This window comes from Clostridium drakei (genome assembly GCF_000633595.2).
Lineage (GTDB): Bacteria > Bacillota > Clostridia > Clostridiales > Clostridiaceae > Clostridium_AM > Clostridium_AM drakei.
Map to the genome: position 1 here is coordinate 83288 of NZ_JIBU02000004.1, position 21946 is coordinate 105233.

The window sequence follows — 21946 nt, forward strand, 5'->3', positions numbered from 1 at the left end:
GTCGTTTCATAGATAAAAGACTTTAATACATAGTAACTATAAAAGCAATAGTACAACTAAACAACCATTGACATTAATTAATACTATCTTATCAAACACTATCAATTTTAAGAATTTCTAAAGCTTCTCTATCTATTACACCAAACAGTTTTATAGAATTTATTATCTCCTTTTTAGCCATATCTATATATCCATGTTTATTATACAACTTTCCAAGCTGCAATAATACTGACTTATCACTTATTAAGTTTAATAAATCCAATGATTTTTCAAATTTATCTAATTCCTTGTTTGTAAGAATAATTTCACAAATTTCAAATATAGTTGAGGTATAGCTTGTTTCATTTTCATCTTCAGATAAAGTAGATGTTGGTTTATCTGTAACAATATTAAAAAACTGCCTATATACTTGAAATGCCTTTTTATTATGATATAATAATTTATTTTCATTAAATCCACTTATTACCTTTAATGCTAGCTCATATTTATTCATAATAACATAACAAATAATCTTATACATCATAGCTTGAAAATAATATAGATTATCCTGAAATATATTTTTTGTATATTCAATGCATTCATCAAATTTTGATGATCTTATTAAGCATTTTATTTTAAAGAACTTAAGTTCCTCTGGAATACCTGTTTCTATTTCATATTTATTTATATATTCTAATGCTGTTTCATAATATCCTTCCATGTAAAATAAATCTGCAGCTATAAAATATTCCCTTGGAAAATCAGTGAAAAATTTTTCTATGCTTTTCTTAAATTCATCCATCGGTATTTGCTTTTCTTTTAATATATGAGCAATATTGTATAGTGGTACTAAATAATCAGGTTTCAGTCTTATTGTTTGAATACAATAATCATATGCTGTATCATAATCTTTAAGTTTCATATATATTTGTGCTAACTCATAAGTTGCTTTAAATCCATCTGTTCCATAAATAAATTTAAATATTAAAGGTGTTGCTCTCATTTCTATGCATTTTTCAAAAGCCTTTATTGCTAAAGTAGGTTTATCTTGTATACTTAGTATTAAACCTTTAAAATAATACAAGTCTGTACACTGTGAATAGTATTTAAGTCCAGTCTCTATAAATCCAAGAGCTTTATTATAATATTCCAAGTTATAGTTACTCATAACTATTCTTTCAATTAATCTTGGACCGAAACTTGTAGTTTCATCAAATTCCTCATATGCCTTATAATAACTTTCCAATGCCTTTTTTTCATTATTTATGGAAGAATATTCGTTACCCAAATTAAAATAATTAAATTTACTTTGAGGATTCTTTTTTATTTCTTCCTCTAAAATAGTAATATTTCTTTTACTTTTATTCTTACTTATTAAACCATCACCCAAGCATTCATAATGATATATTTTTATGAATTCTCCTTTTTCTTTAATAGAATGGTCATTATTTATTAATTGACTGTATATAACCCCTTCATAACTATATCCATAATTATTTTTAAAAAGTCTTGGATTTAAATTTATAGTTAAATTGTTACTTGATTGAATTCCAAAATAACACATTATCTCAAACAAATAAACTGTAGTCTCATCAAGATTGGTAATTAGCATTTTAAATTTTTCTTTATCTTCCTTACAAAATTCATCATCTGCATTCATAATTAAAATCCAATCTTTTGTTGCATATTTAAGTGACTCATTCATTGCAACACTGAAATTATTGCACCATTGAAGACAATAAGCCTTTGCCCCGTAACTTTTTGCTATTTCTACTGTGTTATCAGTAGAACCTATATCAACTATTATCATTTCATCTACTATATCTTTAACACTTTCAAGACACCTTGAAAGATTTTGCTTTTCATCTTTTACAATCATGCATAAACTAATTTCACATGCCATTTCATTCATCACCTCATTTTATTTTTCATTTAGTATTAATGATTGGATTTAGCTGCAGTACATTATTGACACATTATTAATTCAATGTATATTATGAATTAGAATTAAAAAGTGTGTACTAAAAAATATCCACTAATTTTTTGTATTAACTAATATATAAAAAATAACACAGTAAAAAATAATTTTTCACTGTGTTGTTCACTGAACATTTATCTATTAATTAAATTTTTAGATGCTTGTCTTATGTCATCCTTTCCAAGTATAGCTGATATCACAGAAATCCCATTAGTTCCTGTGGATAAAACTTCTTTAAAATTTGTCTCATTTATTCCTCCAATAGCTACCGAAGGTATTTTTACACTATTACATACTTCTTTAAGTCCTTTAATTCCAATAGGTGTTTCTATGTCTTTTTTTGTTCCTGTATAAAATACTGCTCCTATTCCTAAATAATCTGCTCCATCCCTTTCAGCATCTACAGCTTCTTTTACATTTCCAGCAGAAATACCTATAATCTTTTCTTCACCTAATATTTTTCTTGCAATTTTTATATGCATATCACTTTGTCCTAAATGTACTCCATCTGCATCTATAGCTTGAGCTATATCTATTCTATCATTTATTATTATAGGAACTTTATAATACTTTGTAACTTCTTTTACTTCTAAAGCTACATTATAAAATTCCCTAGTGGAAATATTTTTTTCTCTTACTTGTATTAAAGTAACTCCTCCTAAAATTGCCTCTTCAACAACATTTTTTAAACTTCTACCTTTTAAAAAGCTTCTATCTGTTATAAGATATAAACCATAATCTATTTCCATATGATTCTTCCTTCTTCCTTCAATTTTTCTTCTGATAAGCAGAAAATATGATCCATAAGTTTAACTTTAAAAGATCCAGGGAATTTAGCTTCTTCATAAGCTCCTTCTCCTGCTATATTCATTGAAAGTACAGCTGTCACAGCAGCTATAAATTTATCTTCATAACTTCCCACAGTGCCACCACAAAGTGCTCCCAGCATGCATCCTGATCCAGTCACTTTGGTAAACATCTCTGTACCATTTTGAATAATCGCACTTCTTTTTCCATCTGTGATAAAATCTTCTTTTCCTGTAGCTGCAATTACACAATTATATTTGCTTGCAAGACTAATGCATGCTTCTAATGCTCCTTCAGAGCCTTCCAAAGAATCTACACCCCTTACCTTTGATGCTTCACCAGCTAAGAATTTTATTTCTCCAATATTGCCTTTTATAATATCCACACGTCCTACTTCAAATATTCTATTTATTACAGAAAGTTTTCTTGGTATAGCTCCACAAGCCACAGGATCTAATACTACAGGTATATTATTTTGTTTTGCAGATATACTTGCAAGTACTGCAGCTTCTTCTTGTTCTTTGGTTAAAGTTCCAACATTTATATATAGTGCTGAGGATAACTTTACAAAATCAAAAACTTCATCATAAGCTTCACACATAGCTGGTGAAGCACCAAAAGATAAAAGTATATTTGCACAATCATTTATTGTTACATAATTTGTTATACAGTGCACCAATGGAACTGTTTTTCTAAGTTTTGCTAAATTTTCGACCACTTTATCCATCTTATTTAAATCATTCATTTTCAATTCCCCCCAATATTACTTAAAATCTATATCTGACTTCTTATAAAGTTCAATAAAATGTCCTACTGGCCCCACTCCATGTCCTATAGAAAAAGAATTTTCTATAGCTTTAGTTATATATTCTTTAGAAAGTGTTACCGCTTGTTTTATGCTATATCCTTTAGCTAAATAAGAAGCTATTGCTGAGGATAGTGTACATCCTGTTCCATGTGTATTTTTAGTGTTGATTCTATGTCCTTCTAAATTTACAAATCCATCATTGCACAGCAGTATATCATTGGCATCATTACATCTGTGACCACCTTTGATTAAAACATTCTTAACGCCCAACTCTTTTATTTTCACTGCTGCATTTTTCATATCATTTTCATTTTCTATTTTCATATTTGTTAATACTTCTGCTTCTGGAATATTAGGAGTTACTAAATCAGATATTGCCACAAGCTCCTTTATGGCTTCTTGTGCTTCTGGTTTTAGAAGAAAATATCCACTCTTAGAAACCATAACTGGATCTAATACTATATTTTTTGCTTTAAATTTCAACAATAATTTTTTTATTACTTCTATGGTTTTGTTATTGGAAACCATTCCAATTTTTACACTATCTACATCTATATCAGTAAATATAGATGTTATTTGTGCTTCTATCATTTCATCTGTAACATCCATTACATCTTGTACACCTACAGTATTTTGTGCTGTTATAGCTGCAATAACACTCATACCATAAACACCTAATGCACTCATTGTCTTTAAATCTGCTTGAATTCCGGCCCCTCCACAGCTATCTGATCCTGCAATAGTTAGGACTTTTTTCACTTTAATCACTCCTTACATGTCTGTGTGGATGATAAGTATGTTCTAATTTAAGTAAAACAAAAAGTGTATCGCAGAAAAGCAATACACTTAAAATATACTATTTTATATCATAAAATATCTGCTTCCCTACGCCAGTTTTACCTAGATCAGGTTCAAAGGGTTAGAGAACAATCTCTTCTCAGCCTTACAGCACCCCCACAACGAATTTATTAAATTTTTACTTAATTACAATTATATTGTACATATATTTATAAATATTTGCAAGCTTAAAAATTAATTTTTCTTCTCCTCATATAAACATTTAAAACTAATCCTAATGATATAAAATTAGTTAAAATAGAACTTCCCCCATAACTCATAAAAGGCAGTGTAATTCCAGCTATTGGCATAATCCCTATTGTCATTCCTATATTTTGAAATATAGAAAATATAAATGATGCTGTTGTTCCTACACATATAAGTCTTCCAAAGATATCTTTAGATTCCCTAGCTGCATTAATCATTCTATACAACAATATACCAAAAAAAATCAACAAAATAACAGCTCCAACCAATCCCCATTCTTCTCCTACTACTGCAAATATAAAATCAGTATGAACCTCAGGTATATAGCCTCCAGAAACTTGTACACCCTTTAAATATCCTCTACCAAACAGTCCTCCAGATCCTATACCTATAATTGATTGCATTAATTGAAATGCTGTATCCTGCTGATATAATTCTGGATTTAAAAATGAGATTATTCTGTCCTTCTGATAACTTTTCATCAAACCACTAAACCATATAATTAAGCTTAATGGTATCATTGATATAAATCCATATATTATAACTTTTAAATTTAAATTACTTATAAAAAATATGGCTAATGTTATAAAAAAACATATTAAGGTCATACCTAAATTAGGTTGTACTATAATTAAAATCATTGGTATAGCAGCATATGCACAAAGGATTAAAAAATTTTTTATATTATTAATATTGCCTTCCATATCATCTAATTTTTTAGCAAGCATTAATATTAAACCTATCTTCACAAATTCACCAGGTTCTATGGCTCTATTCCCTATTCTTATCCAAGAAGCAGCACCTTTAACAGCTCTACTTGTTACATCATTAAACAACAATAGGGCTATTCCACTCCAGTATATAATTCCGCAATATGAACCTATTGTTTTATAGTCAAAATTTAGTAGTATATATACAACTATAATTCCAAGAATTAACCACATGAATTGCAAATCAAAATAACTAAATCCATACTTATTGTGTGTTGCACTAAAAATATTAGCTATGCCAAAGCATACAATAATTATAGCTGCAAATAACATTATATAATCCAAATCCTTAAAAAACTTCTTGCTTAATAAAATTTTTCTCATCCTTTAATTTCCTCCAATACAAATTAAAAACTAATTTCCACATTCATTCATTATTATGTAATAATTTTGATCCTATATCAATGAATAATTTTCAATAAATTACATATATTGTGGCAAAAAATAAAAACATATTGAAAATAAAGGATTAACTTTTTCTGAACAGTTAATTAATAAAAATCGCATACATATATAGTCTTATTTTTCTATAATCAAATCTGCCATAATAACACCATTAATTTTCCCTAACTTATTTTTGAATGGTACTGCTATAGCAATACAATAATTAAAAGATACATTTGATATATACGGTTCAGTATAATATTCATTTCCTTTCATTGCCTCTTTAAAATAAGGTCTAAATGAATAGTTATTATTTTCAGATGATATAGGCTTACTAGCAGATTTCATAATACCTTTCTCATCCATCACACCTATATATTCAAATTCTTTATATAAATTTTCTTTTTCCTTCAATAACTGTGAACCTTTATCTATTGCCAGAGATTTAGAATCTATTTCCTCGGTTATATTTTTCAGTTTTAAAAATCCAGATTTAATAGATTTTTTTTCATTTTCTCCTATTTCTATATTATTTATAAAATCTTTAAGTCTTAAGTCTACACTATCTGCTGAATCATTCATATTTTTTATTAATTCAGAAAGATTTTCCATCGATGCTGACTGTTCTTGCGCTGATGCAGAAACTTCCTGTGTAAATGCCACTGATTCTTCATTAGCTGAAATAATGCCATTTATTAATTTATTTACCTCATCAGACATTAATGATGTTTTACTAGCTAACTTATGTATTTCATTAATAGCATCATAAGTTGAATTAGTTGACTCTTTGATTTTTGAAAATGAATTCTTAGATTCATCTGCAAAGCTTATATCTTTATTTGTACTTTCTACTTGCTCATTAGCTTCTTTAGTTATTTCTGCTATTTTTAAAGTTATATTATCTATAATTTTTCTTATTTCTTCTGCAGAACTTGAAGATTGTTCCGCTAATTTTTTAACCTCATCTGCTACCACGGCAAACCCTTTTCCATGCTCACCTGCCCTTGCTGCTTCAATAGCTGCATTTAAGGCTAAAAGGTTAGTTTGTTCACTTATCTCTGTTACTACTGTAGCAATATTTTTTATTTCATCAGCCTCATTTTGAAGTCTTTCAACATTATTAGCAAGCTTCACACTCACATCTCCAGTGTTTCTAATTTTCACAATTATTTCATCAAAAACTTTAACACTTTCCTTAATTACACTCATCATTTCCCTTGCAATATTTTCAGTATTTTCAGCATGTTCAGCTATAAGTTCAGCATTACTTACCATTTGCTTTGCACTTTCTCCTGTGCTTTCTGCATTTCCTGATTGTAATGAAGCTGATTCACTAATAGCAATTATGGATTTAGTTATTTCATTTGATGATGATACAGTTTGTTTGGTATTCTTATTTAAATTGCTAGACAAATCTCTAGTTTTTTGAGACATTTCCGCTATCTCACATAAAATTTTTCTAGTATTTCCTACCATAATATTCATACTATCTGCTAGAGTAGACATATATCCCTTTGACTTTAATTTTATGGCTAAGTCTCCTTGTGATATCTTGTTTAAATCATATTTTAATTTGTCAATCTTTATAAACATACTATTTAAAAACATTACAATTATAAATGACAATATCAATGTACATATTAACATAGAAACAAAAACCATAAATGTACCTTTAGAACTAAATTGAGATATTATAGAACTTACTTCTTCACTATTACTTAATTTAGATAAAAGTATATTTCTAAGCATATTTTGTGAAACATAAGATATTATAAAACCAGTTATTAATAATATAGCTAGGAATAACGTTATAGACAATGATATTATTCTATTTTTCATTACTATTTTCCCTCCTAATTTTATTAACTTAAATTTAAATTAAAGTTCCAATATCTTATCATTAAAAAATAAATATAAATATTTATTTTTTATACTTTTTCCTGTCAATCTTTCAAGCGCATTTTTATAGCACTCAATTTGAATCAAATATCTTTCTTTGATTTTATCCAAATCATCTACATAATCTGTTTTATAATCTAAAAGTACTAATTCATCATCTTCTTCAAAATAGCAATCTATTATTCCCTGCAAAAGTACTTTTTCCTCTTCATATACATCCTTCGGCAAATCTTTGTAAATCTCAGTGCTATCCAAACTTACAATAAAAGGAACTTCTCTTGAAACTTTTTTTGCTTTTATCATTCTTTTTCCTAAATTAGAACTAAAAAAACTTAATATTTTATTTATGTCAATTGAATTGGATTCTTCTCTAGTTATAAATTCCTTATTTACTAAGTCATTCACCTGTTCACATATCTTTTCATAGTTAGAAACTCTTTTCAAATCTATATGTTGCATAACAGTATGCAACAGTGTTCCCTTCTCTGCTGCTGATAACTTTGTTGTTTTTTGAAGAAATACAGGTTTATTTAAATTACTAGAATCAACTAAAAATGAACTTCCTTCATCTGCTGATAGAAAATCAAATCTTCTCTTTATCTCTGATACAGAAAATTTTGATGGTATATTGCATGACTCTTTATATTTATACTGCCAATTTAGCCTTCTATTAACTTCATCATAATATACACTATTTTTATCATTCAAAGCTTCATTTTTCACTATTTTAATTATATCTTCTTTCTCGTCTTCATTACGTAAGTCATTTTTTAAATCTTGCTTTTTCCAAAATTTAATATGCCATTTATGCTTATCATCTAATGAAGTTTTGAAATCATGTACACCTCCTATATCTCTTATAACCTTTCCAGATGAATGTTTAGCTACAGCTGGTACTATCCAATCCAAATAGTTTTTAGCATTTATCACCACATATTCAGGTATTTTTCCTTCTTCATATTTTATAGCTTCACACCATTTTTCTGAAGTTTTTTCTAAATTCTTAGCAGTACCTGTTATTATAAGTTTTTCTTTTGCTCTTGTAAGTGCTACATATAATATTCTCATCTCTTCAGATAAGGTTTCAACTTTTATTTTCTTTTTAAGGACCTGCTTAGCGATAGTTGGATAACTAATCCTTCTATCTATATTTACATATTCTGGTCCTAACCCTAATTCACTATGAAAGAGTACACTTCTGTTCATATCCATAAAATTAAAATTTTTACCTGTTCCCGAAAGTATAACTACAGGAAATTCTAACCCCTTACTTTTATGCACACTCATAATCCTTACAACATCTTCATTTTCTCCAATAATTTTAGCGCTTCCCATATCTCCACTGCTATTTCTTAGCTTATTTATGAAATTTATAAAGTTAAATAATCCTTTATAACTTGTGCTTTCATATTGTTTAGCTCTTTGGAATAAAATCCTTAAGTTAGCCTGCCTTTGTTTTCCTCCAGACATAGCCCCAACAAAACCATAGTATCCTGTATCAGTGTAAATATACCATATAAATTCATCAATAGGCATATATAAAGATTTTTTTCTCCATTTTCTAAGCTTGTTGAGAAAATTGCTTACCTTATCCTTAAGTTCCTCACTTATATGTTTAATCCTTTCATCTGTATCATCATTTTCTACTATTATTTTTAATATACTAAAGAAGCCTATGTTTCTGTCTACCATTCTTATATCTATAATTTCTTCTGATGAAAATCCCTCTATTGGTGACCTAAGTATGGATAGTAATGGTATATCTTGAATAGGATTATCAATTATCTGAAAGAGAGAAATCATAGTTCTTATTTCTATATTATCAAAATATCCAGTATTGGTATCCGCAAATACTGGTATAGCAAAATTCTTAAGTTCTTCTACAAAAGTAGGTGCCCAATTTGATGTAGTCCTCAATAAAATTACTATATCTTTATAAGTAACATTTCTATACTTTTTCTCGTCCTTATCATACACCTTAAATTTCTCATTATTTATTAAATCTATTATTCTTTTTCCTACTAATCTTGCTTCTATCTGTATATTATCTGGAGTTTCCTCATTAATATTTTCAACTGCAGTACCTTCTGGATCTTGGCTATTTTCTTCATATACATTATTATCTTTTTTATCTAATAAATGAAGTTCTATTTTACTTTCAGCATCCACTATATTTCCTTCTAATTCTGGGAAATCAGCTCCACTTTTTAGCATTTCTCCTTCATCATATTCAAGTTCACCTATATTCACTGACATTATCTGATTAAATACATAATTAACTGCAAAAATTATTTCAGGTCTGCTCCTAAAATTTTTAAAAAGCTTTATTTTTCTCTCATTTCCCTCTCTATTATCTGAATATCTATTATATTTATCTAAAAACAATTCTGGCTTAGCTTGCCTAAACCTGTATATGCTTTGTTTTACATCTCCAACCATAAATATGTTTGGTACTTCATTTTTTTTAGAAATAGCATTCATAATTACTTCTTGTACTTCATTACTATCTTGATACTCATCTATAAGTATTTCATCAAATTTTTGTTTATACTCCAATGCTATTTTTGAAGGTGTCGTATCTCCATTCTCCTTCGTATCTATAAGTATATTAAGACAAAAATGTTCAATGTCATTAAAATCAACTAATCCTCTTTCTCTTTTTTTGGCTCCATAACTTTCATTAAACTCCATTACTATTTTTCCTAAAGACTTCATTTTAGGATACATTTCTTTTAAGTCCTTACTCATACTACCCATTTTCAAAAAAATATCTTCTGATATTTCAGTAATTTTTTTCTTTACTTCATCCCTTATTTTCTTTGACTTTTCTTTTGCTTCTTTATCAGCATCCTTATTTCTTTTCACAGGGAGTTTTTCAAACTGTAAATTATCAAATTGACATTTTAACTCTTCTAAATTCCTACATTGCATTATATTATTTATATTCTCTAGATCCTTTTTCATAGGCTCTAAATAATAATCTATACCTTGAGCATTTTCTACTATTTCTATTGCTTTTTCTATTTTACTTTTGCATCCTTGTAGTTCGACTATCATATAGTCTAAAATTACAGGAAACCAAGGAGATTTTTCAAAATTAAAACTCTCTCCAACATTAAATTGTTCTACCATTGTTGAAATCCATTTTTCAGGCCATGGATTGCTTTTAGCAAATTCATATAAATCCAATATCATATTTTCAACTTTAAAGTCATTTTTTCCTCCATAGCATTTTACAAGCTGTATAAACCCTTCATCACTTTGCTCATATTTATCATCAAAAATTTCATCAATAGTTTCCTGTTTCAAAAGTATGGATTCAGTTTCATCACAAACTCTAAAATTAGGATCTAAATCTATGACATGAAAATTATTTTTAATGACTTGAAGACAAAAAGAATGTATGGTCATTATATTTGCTTTATTCAACAACATCAGCTGCTTTTGAAGATTTTTTGACTCAGGTGCAACCTCTAATTTTTTTGAGATGGCATCTCCAATTCTTTCCCTCATTTCAGAAGCAGCTGCATTAGTAAAAGTAACAACTAAAAGTTTATCTATATCAATATCATCTTCATCATCCGTTATTTTTTGTATTATTCTTTCTACAAGTACTGCTGTTTTTCCTGCTCCAGCTCCTGCAGCTACTAGAAGATTACAATTTTTTGTAAAAATTGCTTCTCTTTGTTCTTGTGTCCACTTTGTGTCCATACTTATCACCCAATCTTGATTTATTATGTAAGTAAAAACTTATTTTCTTATATTAACTATTCAATATAAAAAGTTATTCTCCTCTATTATTTCCTATAAAGATTACTTTAACCTTATTTATAATTAAATAGTATTTTACCAATAAAAAAATACTGTTTACAAAATTGAAACAGTATTTTTCATTAAAAAACCACTCTATTTTTCCCTAGCTCTTTAGCCTTATATAAATTTTGATCTGCTTTCTCTATAATTTTCTCTAAAGATGTATCTGTTTTGCTACTTATACCTATTCCCATAGAAACAGTAACATTAGACTGTATATTTTTATAACTTATTACAGTTTCCTCTATGACACTTCTTATATAATTCATTCTACGGTATATATCATTTACATTCTTCATGTCAAACATATACACTATTATTTCTTCTCCTCCATATCTAGCTATGATATCATCTTTTCTGAGGTTTTCTTTTATAATCTTAGAAATTTCTTTTAAAACATAATCTCCATATTGATGTCCAAATGTATCATTACATTTTTTAAAATCATCTATATCTATCATAATTACTGTAATTTTTTCTTTATAATCTCTTAGTTTATTTTCCACAATGGAAAAAAAGTAACTTCTATTATATAATCCAGTTAATCCATCTATTTGTGAATTTTGTTTTATTTTATTATAAAGACTATTATTTTCTAAACATATAGCTAAATGATTACTCAATGCAGTTAGAAGTTTTATATGCTCTTGTGTCAAATAATTATACCTATTGTGTTCTACTACAATAGCACCTAAAATATTGTTTTTCAAATAAATTGGCATAAATATAGAAGAATGTATTTCAACGCTTTTATCTTCAGATATATTTTCAATATCATTAAAAATGCTAATTTCTAATTTTAAAATTTTTTCATTAAATTCTTTAACTGGATAGTGATGATTAGTATCTTTTAAATTAGAAACTTTTAATCTTAATTTTCTATTTTGTACTAAATAAACACTAGAATATGTAACTCCTAAAATACCTATCATTATGTCATTTATCATAGAAACAATCTCACTGCTGCCTAATCCCTTATTTATATACTCACTGATTTCTACTATAAGAGACATCATATCTAATTTTTTATCTAGCTCCATTATTTTAGCATTTTGTTTTTGAATTATACCTTCCGCCATCTTTTGATAGCTTTCATAATCATTCTTTAATTGATTATAATTATCTTGTAATGATAACATATAAATCTCCTTTATTTAATTTATAGTATACTCTAATAAACAAGAGATTCTATAATTGTATTATATGTTTCTAATAGATCAATTTCATAGTTATCTATTTTTTCTTTTGTAATATCCACATTCTTCAAATAGAATAAAAATTAAAACTATATTAACATTTTAATTCATAAATAGTAAATATTCAACTTGATGAATAAATTATTTTTCAATTAAAATTTTTCTATTATTTACACTTATTAAAAATGCTATTAAAGAAACATATGATAAATTAAATAACACATATATAGGTATAATCTTACTAGCAAACGCACCTCTTATTATAGTGTTTTCATATTTATAAGATATATAAAAAATTATAGGGTAAACAATAATAATAAAATCTTTTCTTTGTATCTTTTTAATTATTTGATTTAATCCAAATGTAAAGGAATAATAGTAATTTGCTATTATCTTAATCATTATTAAAGTCCACATTACTATAAATATATATCTAAAACTATTTATAATTGGTAGTGTTAAGGCTTCTGTCGTAGTAACTACAGGCCATATAAACTTAGGTACAACATCAATACCCAAATAATATATAGCAATAAAAGTAAACCAAGTATATACTGTTCCAGTAATCAATAAGCTCTTTAAACCACACTTCTTTATACTTTTATTTTCTTCTAAAAACGGATAAATCAAAAATAAAATTTCCATGCCAGAATAAGCAAGAGCAGTTTCTTTTGTAGACTTTATCATATTAACTGGACCAGAACCAAATACAGGCATTATATTTATTATCATCCCATCCTTTAAGGCAACTATAGGAATAAAAAATGAGACAAGAGTCAAATAAAAAATAGTTTCATTAGCCTTTCCAAGAGGCTTAATTCCTTTATATGCAAGAAAACCTGCTGGCAAAAATATTGTCATTAAAATTTTATATTTATCTAAAAAAAATATCATATATATTTTAAGTATATTTGCTATTCCTGAAGCCGCTTCTGTTAATATTAATAAAAAAAATAATACAAATATAAAATTTAATATGGTTCCTATAATTTTACCAAAACACTTTTTACTTAAAACTAATATATTTTCTTTAGGAGCCTTTTTATGCAAATAGTTTGCAATAAAGAGCATATATATAGGATATATTAAACCAAATATACAAGATATCCATCCATCCTGCTGAGCATCTTTTACAACATCGACAGGTAATGTTAATACTGAACTTCCAATCATGCTTCCAACTAATATATAAGTCAATTGATTTTCAGTTAAAAAAATACCTTTATTATTCATTCACTTCTCTCCTAAACTTATACCCAAAATTTGCTTTTGTTTTATACAACGGAAAGTAATAATAGTTTTTTAATATTCTCCTCTACCTTCAGCATTTACTTTAACTTTTACATTTACGAATATGTCAGATTCGCTTACTACCTTATTCCAATCCACACCAGTATGCCTACCATACTTAGCAGCTGCATATTTACCTAAACTTAAAAAATCCACTTTATATTGAGATTTATAAGTATTTATAAAATCCTGACATGTTTTTTCAATTGAATTTTCCATATCTTTAATAAATTCTTTCTGAACCTTTGGGTCTTTATTAAAATTTGAATATGATTCATTTGATGCTATAATACCATCCATCTTCAAATCAATTATAAATTTATATTTTTCACCCTGCTTATAACATTTCACTTTTCGTTTAACTTTTGTTTCATAATCTATATATCTTTTAGATCCTTTTTTCATAGTGAAAATTCCACCTCCACTATCTTTTCTTAGCAAATTTAAAATTTTAGCTTGCTGCAGATCTATTTTGCCTACCATTATATCCCCTTTAAATATAGCAACACCTGTAATTTGAGGTAAATCTTCTTTTAATTCTATATAAGGAAGTACTAAATTTCTTCCTTCCGAACTAACTCTTGTTACTGAATTTATAAAATCATATTCACCAGTGAAAAAATTATAGTATTTAGAATTTACAATTAGTGATTCCATATATTCTGCAGCATTTGAATACCCTTCAATTTTATGCTTTAAAATATCTTCAGCTTTTCCTTTGCATACTACCATAATCGCATTATCATTTACTTGAGGACTATTTAACAATATATCTATAATATTATTAATACCATATTGAGCATAACTTTCACTTATTATAAGCATTTTTTCTAAGCCTAATAAAAATTTCTTTTCAGACTTTAATTGTCTCTTCTCCCTAGTATCACCTATATTTCTAGCCTTTCCAGTAATAACCTCACTTTTTATCTGTCCTGAAGTATCATTTATGTATGTTGCAATAGGAATGCTATAATATACTTCTCCTTTATTTCTTTTTTCCAAGTCATATCCTATACCTATAGGAATAGCTAAATCCTCTATTGCCTGACCTTCAGTACCTATAAAACTCCATAAAAAAATCAGTACAATAGATATTTTAATCATTATATTCTTAACACCTTTTTTCACATGTTTAACCATTTTTTCACCTTTTAACAATCATTAAAAATTTAATATTCTCCCCTACCTTCAGTATCAACTTTTACTTTTACATTTACTTCTATATCTGATTCACAAATAGCCTTGTTCCAATCTACTCCTGTTTCTCTTCCATATTTAGCTGCTGCTACTCTTCCTAAGTCTAAAAAATCTACTTTGTACTCACATTTAGCCACACTTAGAAAATTTTCACATTGTTTTTTTATTGAACTTTCCATTTCATTTGTAAACTCTTTTAATACCTTAGGATCTTTATTAAAATTTTTGTATAGTTCATTTGATGCTATAGTACCTTTTAAATTCAAATCTATTATAAACTTAAATTTTTCACCTTCTTTATAGCATTTAACTTTTCTTTTAGATTCTGCATAATAATTTATATATTCTTTTGGACTTTTCTGTATAGTTAACATACCTTGTACTTTGTTTTCTCTAAGCAAATTTAGTATTTTAGCTTCATTCATATCTAACTTTGCCACCATTTTTTCGTCATTAAATAAAGCAATTCCTGTAATTTTAAGACCATTTTCTTTTATTTCCAAATAGGGAAGTACAATATTTCTCCCCTCTGCATCTATTCTCACTACTAAATCCATCATAGTATATTGTGGTGCAAAAAAATTGAAGTAATTAGAGTTTTTGATCATTCCTTCTATAAACTCTGTTGAATTGGCATATCCTTCTACTTTATATTTTAAGATATCTTCAGATTTCCCCTTACATATTGTCATAAAGGCCTTATCATTTATTTGAGGATTATGAACTAATATATCTATTAATTCGCGAACTCCATCTCTAGCATACTCTTCACTTATTACATATACTTTTTCCAACCCTAATAAATACCTTTTATTATTTTTTACTTGTCTGTTTTCCCTAGTACCTCCAAGAGTATTGGCTTCTCCAACAATAACAGTACTTGTTGTGGTATTACCAGAAGGATCAGAAACATATAATGCAATGGGAAGCCTGTATAATTCATCTTGTTTTGTATTTTTTACTATATCTATTCCTATCCCTATAGGTACAGATAAATTTTCTACTAATTCACCCTTTGACCCTATAAAACTCCATAAGAAAATTGCACTTAATATCATGGAAATAATAAACTTAGCGTGTAACTTTTTTTTCATATTGATCTCCTTTTTTTATAGTCAATAAAAGAGCTACAGCAGAAACATATACTAAATTAAAAAGCACATATAAAGGAACTGTCTTGCTTAGGAAATTTCTTCTTATAGTTGGATTCCCATATTTTATAGATAAATAAAAAATTATTGGGTACATCAAAAAAACAAATTGTTTTCTACTTATATGTTTAGTAAATTGGCTTAATCCACAAACCATTGCAAAATAAAAATTAGACATAGTTCTAAACATTATAAGAGACCATAACATCATAAATATATATCTAAAGCTATTTATCACAGGTATTATTACTGATTCAGATAAGGTTACAACAGACCATAAAAATTTTGGAATAACTTCAATTCCCAAATAAAATATAGTTACAAAGGTTATCCAAGTATAAACAATTGAAGTAAGCACTGCAGCTCCTATGCTGTATTGTTTAATTTTTTTTCTATTTTCCAAAAAAGGATATATCAAAAAAATTACTTCTATTCCGGAATAAGCAAATGCAGTTTCTTTAGATGATTTTATTATATTTATTATTCCAGAACCAAATACAGGCATAACATTTAAAAAACTACCTTGTTTTAAAGCTGCTATAGGAATAAAAATTATAGGAAAAGTACAGCAAAAAATAACTTCTCCTAACCTACCTAGAGTACTGATACCTTTATATGCAATAAATGCTGGCACCAAAAATATAATTGCTATTATCTTTTTTCTGTTTAAAAAGTTAACTACATATATTAAAAAAACATTACATGTTCCTGCTGCTACCTCTGTCAATAAAAATAGAAAAAACATTACAAATATAAAATTAAAAATTCCACCTAAAATCTTTCCAAAACACCTTTTGCTTAATGTTAGTATATTATCTTTGGGAAACTTATTAGACATATACAGTGCTATACTAATCATATATAAAGGATATATTATACCTAGTATGCATGAAATCCATCCATCCTGCTTTGCAACCTTCACTACATCATTAGGTAAAGTCAATATTCCAATTCCAATCATACTGCCCAAGGATATAACTGCAAATTGGGTAATAGTTATGGTATTTACTTTCTCACTACCCATTTTTGCCCCTCCTAAATTTCCATCTAAAATTCTTTTGCCTTATAGGATTGTTGTTAGGTACAGCTTCAGGTCTTTTGTTCATCTTCCATATAGGTGCTCTTATGAAAATATCTTTTAAATCACTCTTATGAAAAGATAAATAAGGAACTCCATAGCTATCCAAGGCACAAAGATAAGCTATTAAAAAAAACCACCCTATAGCTATTCCTAATGCTCCTAACCAGTTAGCTAGTATTATCATAGGATAATTTATCATCCTTATAGAAAGAGACATTTCATAGCTAGGTATTAAAAAAGATGCAGTAGTTGTAACACCAACTATAAGTAAAGTAAGTGAGCTTACAATTTTAGCTTTAAGTGCTGCATCTCCTATAATAATTCCACCTACCACACTTACAGTCTGACCTATTTTACTTGGTAATCTAAGTCCTCCTTCTCTTAAAAATTCTATAACTAAATTCATAGACAATATAGACATAAATGGTGTTAAAGCTATACCTTTTCTTGATTCAATAATAGATTGTATAAAAGTTAATGGTATTAGTTCCGAATTAAATTTTATTAAGGTTATATACACACTTGAAAGTGTGATTACTATGAAAACTGCTATAGATTTTATTATTCTAGTAAAAGATGCTACTATTGTTCTATGGTAATAATCTTCTACTGTTTGAAAAAAATCTACAAATAAACTTGGTAAAGTCACAACAAAAGGAGCTCCTTCTACAACTAAAGCTATCCTTCCTTCTAATAAATTCGCTTCAACTATATCTGGTCTTTCTGTAGCAAAGGATTGTGGAAAAATACTATAAGGATGTTCTTCTATTAGTTGTTCAATGGTAGAGCTTGCTAAAACACTATCCACATCTATAGCCTGTATTCTATCTTTCACTCTTTTTAATAAATTTTTATCTACTATATCATCTATATATGTAATTACTACATCTGTTTGTGATCTCACCCCCAAAGTTAATGTCTCCATTTTTAAATTTCTATCTTTCAATCTTCTTCTTATAATACTTAAATTAGTTTCCAAATTTTCTATAAAGGAATCTCTTGGACCTCTTACTGAAGTTTCATTCATAGGATCAGATATAGCTCTAAAGTTTCCACCTGTTGTGTCTATTATAATAAAACTGCTGCTTTCTTGGATCAACATCAAAGTTTTTCCTCTCTTTACAGCATCTACAGCTTTATTTATATCTTTTTCTAATTGCGTATTGCTAATAGTTATATATCTTTTACATACATAATCTTCAATTTGTGGTATACCACTTAAATTTTCCTCTATGTGAAGCATTAATGGATTCAAAATATCCCTATCAATCATATCTTTATTTATCAGACCATTTACATAAATAATACATGCTTCAATAGGTTCTTTACTTCCCATAACAAAATTCTTAGTTACTAGTTGTATTCCATTTCCCATTAAATTCTTAATTTCATCCAAATTCTGTTGTAAGATAAGCTTTTTATTATCCATGCATATCACCTCACTTTACAAAACAGTATAGTCTTTGTTTTTAGTATGGATTTAATTTTAAAAAATATTAGACAGATTATGCCTTTAGTGTAGGTATTCTATTGTCATAAGTGGATATTTGTTACAAAATCCTAATTTAGATATCAAAAAAAGGAATAACAAAAACACTAAACTTTACATAAGTAAAATTTAGTGTTTTTATTATAAATTTAACCTTCATAATTTAAAAATATTGCAACATAACTTTTTCAAGAGGACAATTGACACAGGACAGAGGACAGTGAAGGTGAGTTTTTCTCCTTACGTCGAAAAACTCACCTTCACTGTCCTCTGTCAATTGTCCTATGTCCCCTCAAAAAAGTTGTGGCACATTGTGCTTATTTTAAGTCAAATTTTTTACATTATCCACTTATTTTATTATTACTAAAATCCTCTTGAATAATCATTGAAGCAATCTAAACAAACCTTTTTATCATCCATAAGTCTTATCTTATGTTCTGCAGTACTTTCTCCACAGTTTTCACAGATAATGCTATTAAAAAGCCTAGCCTTTTCAGGCACTTTAAATTTTGGTGTCTTAAATAAAAATAAGTCTTCGATATCAGCATTCAATATATGCTCCATACGCTTTTCTCTATCTTCAGACTTGTCTAATGGTTTTAAAACTATTCTCAAGGCTTCATTATTCTTTCTATTGAAAAATGTAAATGCCATTTTACCAGAATCCTTATAAACTAAATTACCTTTGCCTATAGAACAACCTGTTAATACTTGTACTGCATCTACACAGCAAGCATCATTTTCTGTTACGCAAACGATTTCTTCATCTTTAGAATAGTTTAATCCCATCTTTTTTTTAGCAGCTTCACTAACTTTATAACCTATAGCTAAGCCTGGACATGAATGTCCATGAAATTCTACACATTTTTCCCACAATTCTTTATTCATATAACACTCTCTCCTCCATAGTATATTTAATATAAGTATACTATACTATCAATTTTAATGTAAATTTAAATGACTGCAGCTTATAATACATTTGTATAAGCCACAGCCTTTAAAGTTTGTGTTTTAGTACTTCTTCTATGATGCTTTATCTTGTAAATCTTTTTCTTTTTTAACTGAAGCAATTACTTTAAATATAATTAATAAAATTGCCACTCCCGCTATGGCTGAAACAATATAACCTAGTTTTTCAGGCATTCCTCCTGGAGCATAATCTGGTGCTATTGCGTTAAAATTAAATCCATTTTCAAAAGCCTTAGGTACGTATCCAACTAATGATTTCATTTCTTCTGCATCCCATTCTCCCCAAGCAGTTCCACTAGCTAAAAGTCCTAATGGACATAATACTATTAAAGCACCAAGTAATCCATATAAAGATTTTTTGTTTGTTTTCTTTCCTTCATATATAATACCAGGTGACATCTTTTTTACATAAGCATAAACTCCTGCTGTTATAGCTCCTTCTAATATTCCTACAAGTAAATGAGGTAAAATCATAGCTGGCACTGAAACACTTAATGTATAAGGACAGTAAATTGCTGCACCTGCTGCATCTTTAAATAATAGTGGTTGTATTCCAAATTCAATTGATGCACAAAAAGCAGCTGTTAATATTCCAATATAGCCACCAATAAATGCTGCTATGTATTCCCCTTTTTCACTATTTACTCTGTTTTTTATAAATCTATAAATAGAATATCCAACAAATGGCATTACAAAAGCCATATTAAACGTATTTGCTCCATAAGCAAGTATTCCACCATCTCCAAAAAATAGTGCTTGAATTAATAATGATATACTGACAGATATAGTTGCCGCATACGGCCCTACTAATATTGCTATCAAAGTTGCTCCTACTGCATGAGCTGTAGTACCTCCTGGAACCGGCACATTAAACATCATTACAAGAAATGATACAGCTGCACATACACCAAGTATAGGCATTTTTCTCTTGCTTACTTCTTCTTTCACTTTTTTCACCGATTTTGTCCACACTGGCAGCATAATAACCCCCATTACTGCACAAGTTGATGGACTTAAATAATTGTCTGGAATATGCATAATTTTACCCCCCCAAAACTTATAATAAAAAACATTTATTTTTTATTTAAATAGATTATCTTTACCATAAAATAAAAGCAATTTTTATGCCATATGTTTTAAAGGGTAAAAACAGCAAAAAATTCTCAAAACGATACTTTTTAGTACCATTTTGAGAATTTTTTCATTATGATAATTTCTTGTTATTGAATAAACAATTAAGAACTAAATACCTGTTCTGCATAATAAGAACTTCTAACTAAAGGGGCAGAAAAAACATGTTTAAATCCCATTTCTAAAGCTATTTTCTCATATTTTTTAAATATGCTTGGATGCACATACTCTACTACTGGATGATGCTTTGAAGAAGGTGCCAAATATTGACCTATAGTTACAATTTCACAATTAATGTTTTTCAAATCCTTAAGTATTCCTATTACATCTTCTTCACTTTCTCCAAGTCCCAACATAAAGCCAGACTTAGTCATTATTGAATCATCCATTTCTTTCACTCGCTGTAAAAGTTCCAACGATCTATCATACACTGCCATAGGCCTTACTTCACTATAAAGTCTTGGTGTTGTTTCCACATTATGATTTATTATATCAGGTTTAGCACTTACTACCTTTTGCAAAGCCTCTTCATTTCCTTTAAAATCAGGTATTAATACCTCTATAGTGATATTTTTATTTAATTCTTTTATTTCATCTATTACTTTTACAAAATGTGATGCCCCACCATCTTCAATATCATCTCTTGTTACAGAAGTTATGACAGTATGCTTAAGATTCAACTTATCAACTGCTTGTGCTACATTATGTGGCTCCTCATAATCAACCACTTCTGGTTTTTCTTTTGTTACATTACAAAAAGTACAATTACGAGTACAATTCTTTCCAAGTATCATAAATGTGGCTGTCCTCTTGTTAAAGCATTCCATTCTATTGGGACAATTTGCTTCTCTGCAAACTGTATTTAACGAATATTTCTTTAGTATTTCTTGAACATTACCAGAAATCTCTCCCCCTCTTATTTTTACTCTTAGCCATTCTGGTTTTCTTTGATGCATGATT

Annotated in this window: 16 protein-coding genes and 1 riboswitch; all 16 genes read right to left on the reverse strand. The window is 28.0% G+C overall.

Annotated features, from left to right (window positions below; genetic code table 11):
* Positions 1-91: 91 nt before the first annotated feature.
* Positions 92-1882: a tetratricopeptide repeat-containing glycosyltransferase family 2 protein gene (locus tag EG57_RS0202305; protein WP_032075694.1), complete on the reverse strand. Its 1791-nt coding sequence runs from the start codon at positions 1880-1882 to the stop codon at positions 92-94.
* 209 nt (positions 1883-2091) lie between these two features.
* Positions 2092-2706, reverse strand: coding sequence for a thiamine phosphate synthase (gene thiE / locus EG57_RS0202310; RefSeq protein WP_032075695.1), 615 nt, complete (start codon positions 2704-2706; stop codon positions 2092-2094).
* The gene (thiM, locus tag EG57_RS0202315) at positions 2697-3509 is read right to left on the reverse strand and encodes a hydroxyethylthiazole kinase (protein ID WP_032075696.1); all 813 of its coding nucleotides are present in this window, start codon (positions 3507-3509) and stop codon (positions 2697-2699) included. The genes thiE and thiM overlap by 10 nt, the downstream gene beginning before the upstream one ends.
* Positions 3510-3527: 18 nt before the next feature.
* Entirely contained in the window at positions 3528-4331 is an 804-nt protein-coding gene (thiD, locus tag EG57_RS0202320; protein ID WP_032075697.1) for a bifunctional hydroxymethylpyrimidine kinase/phosphomethylpyrimidine kinase, read from the reverse strand.
* A 105-nt stretch (positions 4332-4436) separates the two neighbouring features.
* Positions 4437-4538: riboswitch (TPP riboswitch) on the reverse strand.
* A 59-nt stretch (positions 4539-4597) separates the two neighbouring features.
* Positions 4598-5710: a rod shape-determining protein RodA gene (gene rodA, locus EG57_RS0202325; protein WP_032075698.1), complete on the reverse strand. Its 1113-nt coding sequence runs from the start codon at positions 5708-5710 to the stop codon at positions 4598-4600.
* Between the two features lie 195 nt (positions 5711-5905).
* The gene (locus EG57_RS0202330; RefSeq protein WP_032075699.1) at positions 5906-7609 is read right to left on the reverse strand and encodes a methyl-accepting chemotaxis protein; all 1704 of its coding nucleotides are present in this window, start codon (positions 7607-7609) and stop codon (positions 5906-5908) included.
* Positions 7610-7648: 39 nt separating this feature from the next.
* Positions 7649-11380 carry a helicase-exonuclease AddAB subunit AddA gene (gene addA, locus EG57_RS0202335; protein ID WP_032075700.1) on the reverse strand — a complete coding sequence of 1244 codons (3732 nt, stop codon included), beginning with the start codon at positions 11378-11380 and terminating at the stop codon, positions 7649-7651.
* A gap of 182 nt (positions 11381-11562) precedes the next feature.
* Positions 11563-12621 carry a sensor domain-containing diguanylate cyclase gene (locus tag EG57_RS0202340; protein WP_032075701.1) on the reverse strand — a complete coding sequence of 353 codons (1059 nt, stop codon included), beginning with the start codon at positions 12619-12621 and terminating at the stop codon, positions 11563-11565.
* Between the two features lie 198 nt (positions 12622-12819).
* On the reverse strand, positions 12820-13911 hold the full coding sequence (locus EG57_RS0202345; RefSeq protein ID WP_032075702.1) for a GerAB/ArcD/ProY family transporter: 1092 nt from the start codon (positions 13909-13911) through the stop codon (positions 12820-12822).
* Positions 13912-13980: 69 nt separating this feature from the next.
* Positions 13981-15108 carry a Ger(x)C family spore germination protein gene (locus EG57_RS0202350; RefSeq protein ID WP_032075785.1) on the reverse strand — a complete coding sequence of 376 codons (1128 nt, stop codon included), beginning with the start codon at positions 15106-15108 and terminating at the stop codon, positions 13981-13983.
* Positions 15109-15137: 29 nt separating this feature from the next.
* Entirely contained in the window at positions 15138-16259 is a 1122-nt protein-coding gene (locus tag EG57_RS0202355; protein ID WP_032075703.1) for a Ger(x)C family spore germination protein, read from the reverse strand.
* Positions 16237-17340 carry a GerAB/ArcD/ProY family transporter gene (locus EG57_RS0202360; protein ID WP_032075704.1) on the reverse strand — a complete coding sequence of 368 codons (1104 nt, stop codon included), beginning with the start codon at positions 17338-17340 and terminating at the stop codon, positions 16237-16239. Before EG57_RS0202360 ends, EG57_RS0202355 begins: the two co-directional genes overlap by 23 nt.
* Complete coding sequence (locus tag EG57_RS0202365; protein ID WP_032075705.1) at positions 17333-18826, reverse strand: spore germination protein; 1494 nt, start codon at positions 18824-18826, stop codon at positions 17333-17335. Before EG57_RS0202365 ends, EG57_RS0202360 begins: the two co-directional genes overlap by 8 nt.
* A gap of 423 nt (positions 18827-19249) precedes the next feature.
* Positions 19250-19774 (reverse strand): FmdE family protein, encoded by a 525-nt coding sequence (locus EG57_RS0202370; protein ID WP_032075706.1) that lies wholly within the window; start codon positions 19772-19774, stop codon positions 19250-19252.
* 135 nt (positions 19775-19909) lie between these two features.
* Entirely contained in the window at positions 19910-20893 is a 984-nt protein-coding gene (gene cbiM, locus EG57_RS0202375; protein WP_032075707.1) for a cobalt transporter CbiM, read from the reverse strand.
* A 197-nt stretch (positions 20894-21090) separates the two neighbouring features.
* A complete protein-coding gene (gene lipA, locus EG57_RS0202380) occupies positions 21091-21942 on the reverse strand; it encodes a lipoyl synthase (protein ID WP_032075708.1) in 852 nt (283 codons plus the stop codon).
* Between the last annotated feature and the right edge of the window lie 4 nt (positions 21943-21946).